Annotated in this window: 4 protein-coding genes and 2 tRNA genes; 2 read left to right on the top strand and 4 right to left on the bottom strand. The window is 36.5% G+C overall.

Annotated elements, in window-relative coordinates; translation table 11 throughout:
• Positions 1-362 (top strand): Gfo/Idh/MocA family oxidoreductase (locus ON09_RS22435; protein ID WP_010603311.1); only part of this gene is annotated, 362 nt, incomplete at its 5' end.
• A gap of 127 nt (positions 363-489) precedes the next feature.
• Here the strand turns inward: ON09_RS22435 and ON09_RS22430 are convergent.
• The 4 genes from ON09_RS22430 to ON09_RS24940 all read right to left on the bottom strand — a co-directional run bounded on the left by ON09_RS22430 (position 490) and on the right by ON09_RS24940 (position 4,411).
• The gene (locus ON09_RS22430; RefSeq protein WP_010603310.1) at positions 490-1,728 is read right to left on the bottom strand and encodes a site-specific integrase; all 1,239 of its coding nucleotides are present in this window, start codon (positions 1,726-1,728) and stop codon (positions 490-492) included.
• A gap of 265 nt (positions 1,729-1,993) precedes the next feature.
• Positions 1,994-2,067 (bottom strand) — tRNA-Pro (locus ON09_RS22425).
• Positions 2,068-2,164: 97 nt separating this feature from the next.
• Positions 2,165-2,251 (bottom strand) — tRNA-Ser (locus tag ON09_RS22420).
• Positions 2,213-4,411 carry an HD family phosphohydrolase gene (locus ON09_RS24940; protein ID WP_010603309.1) on the bottom strand — a complete coding sequence of 733 codons (2,199 nt, stop codon included), beginning with the start codon at positions 4,409-4,411 and terminating at the stop codon, positions 2,213-2,215. The genes ON09_RS22420 and ON09_RS24940 overlap by 39 nt, the downstream gene beginning before the upstream one ends.
• 118 nt (positions 4,412-4,529) lie before the next feature.
• On the opposite strand from ON09_RS24940, the gene ON09_RS22415 reads away from it, so the two are divergent.
• On the top strand, positions 4,530-5,155 hold a 626-nt coding region (locus ON09_RS22415; RefSeq protein ID WP_029204570.1), incomplete at its 3' end, for an SPFH domain-containing protein.

Below are 5,155 nucleotides of genomic sequence, written 5' to 3'. Positions count from 1 at the left end.
AAGGTGTTGATGAAACCATACAGTTTCAACTCGGTTTCGCCAGTGGTGCTGTAGCATCCTGCTTATCCAGCTACAATATCAATCATCTGGATAGATTTTTTCTTACTGGTGACAAAGGATTCGCAGAAATGCAGCCCTCAACCGGTTATGGTCCAATACGGGGAAGGACACATCAGGGAGAACTTACGCAGCCTTTAACCATTCACCAAACGGTACAAATGGACGAAATGGCCGACATTATCCTTACCAATAAAAAGCCAATAGTTCCTGTGAACGGTGAGGAAGCTTTGAAAGACCTAAAGATTATCGATGCCATTTACCAGGCGGTGAAAACAGGAAAAAAAGTCCCACTTACTATTTAAAAAATCGTATAGTAACAGATTTAGCTGACCTCGTTTAAGAACGTAATAATGTTGATAGCAGGCTGCAATAGATTACAGCCAACTACCAAAATTAAAGAAAATGAAATTGGGGTACTAAGAGTTAGTTTTAGGTTATCACTACCTGTTGAGCCATAAAAAGATATTTCATCTCATTTGCTACCTTCTTCTGTTTCACTTTCGAATAAATCTGCGTTGTTCGTATACTCGAATGTCCAAGCATATGAGAAACGCTCTCAATTGAGATTCCTTTTTCGAGCGTCACAGTGGTGGCAAATGTATGCCTGGCAACGTGGAAGGTTATTTGTCTTCCTAATCCGGCTTTTTCTGCTATTACCTTTAAACTTCTGTTGGTGTATTGATTCGAAGGGCAAGGAAAAATTGTCTCCCTATTTATAGCGTCCGGAGATAACTTATATTTTTGAATAAGTGACATAGCAATAGGCAGCACCAAAACATGAAAACTTCGCTCATTTGTATTTAAGGTCTTTTTCCTTTGCATCACGAGCCAGACTCCACCTTCGTTATCAGTAGTGATGTGATGAGAAGCAAGAGAACTGATTTCACTGTAGGCAAGTCCAGTATAACAACTAAACACAAACATATCCCGCACAACACACTGAACAGGATCGGGCAAATTTACTTGTCTGATTGAAGCCAATTCATCATCATTCAGAACATTCCGGTCTTTAGTTACGAGTTTTCGAGTAAAATGAATGAAAGGATCTCTCAAAATCCAACCAAATTTTAGTGCCAGCCCCATCAACTTCTGAAATCTTTCCATGTGCTTCATTACTGTGTTGTTAGTGCATGGCCTCTGTCCTTTGTCTGGAGATTTAGTGCGCAGATAAACGCCAAAATCAGTGATAAACTTGAAATCAATTTTCGAAAGCTGAATATCTGACAACTTTTTTCTCTTTAAAAATTCTGAGAGAAAACGCTCTGTAGAATAGTAGTTTTTCAATGTTCCTGCAGCTAGTAATTTACCTGGTTGATCGAAATGGTATTTGATTAAGTCTCTTAAAGACTTTCCCTGATCTTCGCCTTCCACCTTAATTTTAATTTTTTCGGCAGTCACCACCTCTTTCTGAAAACGTAATTCATCGTAAGCCAAATTAATATCATTTACTATTTGCCGCATCCGGTCACGAGCCAAAATGTTCTCTGGTGAATTTCCTCTCAGCTTCTGAGCTTTTTGGTTCCATTGTGCTACTTCGACTGTCTGTTTAACGGGGATAAAAACCCTGCTACCGTCAACGGTTATTTTAACATAAATTGGAGCCCTTCCAAAGGCCTCTCGATTGCGTCTAACAAAGAAAGTGACGCTAAAACTGTGGTTAGATTTCATAAAATCTTCTCCTTAATTTGCAACCAAATCGTAACCAAAAAACAGCAAAAAACGTTTTCGACTTGATTAGTTTTTTTTCGTGAATAAAATTAAATGCAAAAAAATTTCAGTTTTGAAGAGATCGCAAAATTATAAGGAAAATTTTGGTTACGATTTGGTTGCAAAATGTTTGATATATATTGCCCCATAATGACCCATCTTAAAAAACAAAACCCCCTAAATTCACCATTTAGAGGGTTTTTGATACAATCTGTATCTGTATTCGTCGGGATGGCAGGATTCGAACCTACGACCTCCTGCTCCCAAAGCAGGCGCGATACCGGGCTACGCTACATCCCGAACTTGGTATCTTCTTTATTCCCTTTTTCTAAGGGTTGGCAAAGTAACGGTTTTAAAATGATAATTCCATTTTTTTTTGTTACTTTTTTTTGTTTCGCGGTGAGGGCGGGATTCGAACCCGCGGTACCGTTACCAGTACGACAGTTTAGCAAACTGTTCCTTTCGGCCTCTCAGGCACCTCACCGTTAACCTTCAAAATTTGTCCTACCGACCTTGTTTTGAGGTCTGCAAATATAGTAAAACAAGTTATTCTACAAAAAAAAATTAACAAAACTTGTTGATAATCTATTCGCACATGATAGATACTCATCAGCATTGTCTTGAATATCAATTTGATAGTTTCAATATCTTTTAATGTTAAATCGCAATCATCTAATTGATTTTGTTCTAATTTGTAGTTAATTATCCGTTCAACGATGTCATTTATGTTCTGAGCGTCTGGATTTTTAAGACTTCTTGAGGCAGCTTCGACAGAATCTGCCAGCATTAACACTCCTTGTTCTTTACTAAAAGGTATAGGTCCGGGGTACCTGAAAATATTTTCATCGACGAATTTTTCTGGTGTATTTTTTAAAAATGACTGGTAAAAGTAATCGACACGAGTGTTTCCGTGGTGAGTTCTAATAAAGTCGATGATGGCTTCCGGAATTTGATTTTTTCTCAAAATCTCAATCCCCTTGTGCACATGTTGAATAATAATCTGAGCACTTTGCTCATAAGGCAGCTTATCATGTGGACTAACTGCGGTATTTTGATTCTCGATAAAATACTGAGGATTATCTACTTTACCAACATCATGGTACAATGCGCCTGCCCTAACCAACACAGAGTTTCCGCCGATTTTGAAAATGGCTGCTTCAGCCAAGTTGGCCACCTGCAATGAATGCTGAAAGGTGCCTGGTGCTTTAAATGCTAATTCACGAAGTAATTTGTTATTGGTGTTCGTTAACTCAATAAGCGCCACATCAGATGTAATTCCAAAAATTCTTTCAAAAAGATAAATAAGTGGATATGCTAATAATGACAATAGTACACTAAATACAAAAGGCAAAAAGTTAATCCATTCGATTTCACGGAATGATCCTTCGCGAAGCAAAGCAATGCCAACAAACGAAACGAAGTAGGCTAGCAATATGAATAAAGCAGAAACAAGAAATCTTTCTCTTTTTACAAAATTTTTAATACTGAAGATGGCCACCATTCCAGCAGTGACCTGATAAAACACAAACTCAAAACTATTTGCCACAAAGAAGCCAGCAATTAGAATTACCAGCATGTGTAGATAAAGTGCCAAGCGTGTATCAAACAAAATCCTGATGATTATAGGAACTACACAAAATGGAATATAATATAGGCTAGGAATTTCCATCTTTATTGCCCAGGTCAGAGCAAGCAGCATTCCGGTTGTGACGATCAGAATTAAGGATAGCTGACGATTGTCTGCAAAAATATCCTTCCTGAAAAGAAACAGGAATGACATGAGGATGGTAAGGATAAAACTGACTAACACTACCTGTCCAACATAAACGAGCACCCTACTTCCAATCGTTTTTGTTTGTGCATCGTAGGTGGTTTTGTATGATTCTAGCTTCTGATAGATTTCTTCATCGATGACATCGTTTTTAGAAACAATTAGTTCGCCCTTCTGCACCATTCCCTTCGTTGTAGAAATATTATTAACAGTGTTATCCTGAATTACCTGCGTTAAACGTTCATCAAAAACAATATTGGGAACAAGATGGTCAATCACTAGATTAGACACTAAATCTGTCATTACCTGGTTGGTTGCCTTAAAATTCGCTTTAAAAAAAATTAATGCGCTTTCGGTCGTGAAAACGTCTTGAGTATTCCTCGTTTTGGAAACATTGTTCTCCATCAAAGAAAAATCATAGTGTTTAGCACCTGCCTGATGTTTAATATTTAAACCAATAATTCCTTTCTGATAAATATTTTTCAAAAGATTAGCAGATTCGGCCTTGTATAACACCCTATTTTTCTCATCAAGTTGTGTTGACTTCCATTTAATATCAAAATCATTTGAGAACTCTTCCAAGGCATTATCAGAAATTGCTTTGTCGAACTGATAAACAGGCAAGATATTTTTTAAAGCATTTTTCTTATCATTACTTACCTGAGGATTCGTTTTTAAAATCGCGAAGCTAAAAGGTGAAATTAGATCTTTATTTTTCCAAACTGTATTTTTCTCGAATTCATACCTAAAGCGTGGTTGCTTCGGTAGAAATAGTGTGATGATGAATACCGTAAAAATCATCATCACATATTTTAGGTTTGATGAATATTTACGGTAAAGGATTTTATGTGAGTTTTTTTTGATTTTAGCCAAGACGAAGAGATTATTGTGCTTTCAAAATTAACATTTTTATCTAATATACATTTTACTGTTTTTGTTTGCAATTACCAGATTTTATATTTTATTTTATGATATCAAATTAATGTCAATCATGTATCAAGAAAAAATTATCAGTCCTCCGTCAGGTTATTTAACCTTCGTATTATGCCTTGCGCTTTTAGGCGCCTCTATTTTTTGCTTTGTAACAGAAAACTTTTTATGGGGTGGAATTTTGTTAACTATCGATGTATTTTTAATATTTCCTGGTTTTTTAATCATCAATCCAAATCAATCAATGGTTTTAACCTTATTCGGTAAATACATCGGCACAGTGAAAGCTGACGGTTTTTTTTGGGTGAATCCATTAACTGCAAAAAGAAGGATATCATTAAAAGCTAATAACTTAAACGGGCAGCAACTTAAAGTTAATGACAAATTAGGTAACCCGATAGAAATTGCAGCTGTTGTAGTTTGGAAAGTTAACGAAACCGCGAAAGCAGTTTTTTCTGTAGAAAACTATATGCAATACGTTAATATCCAAAGTGAAGCCGCAGTGAGGCATTTGGCAAATATTTTCCCTTATGACCATTCTGAAGGCGAAGAAGATAGCATTACGCTAAAAGATGGTGCCGAAAAGGTTAGTGAATTATTGGAAAATGAGTTGAACGAGCGGTTATCAAGAGCCGGCATTGAAGTGTTAGAAGCAAGAATTTCACATTTGGCTTACAGTGTGTACGT

This window comes from Pedobacter agri PB92, from assembly GCF_000258495.1.
Classification (GTDB): Bacteria; Bacteroidota; Bacteroidia; order Sphingobacteriales; family Sphingobacteriaceae; genus Pedobacter; species Pedobacter agri.
This window is presented reverse-complemented; position numbering and strand designations above follow the sequence as displayed.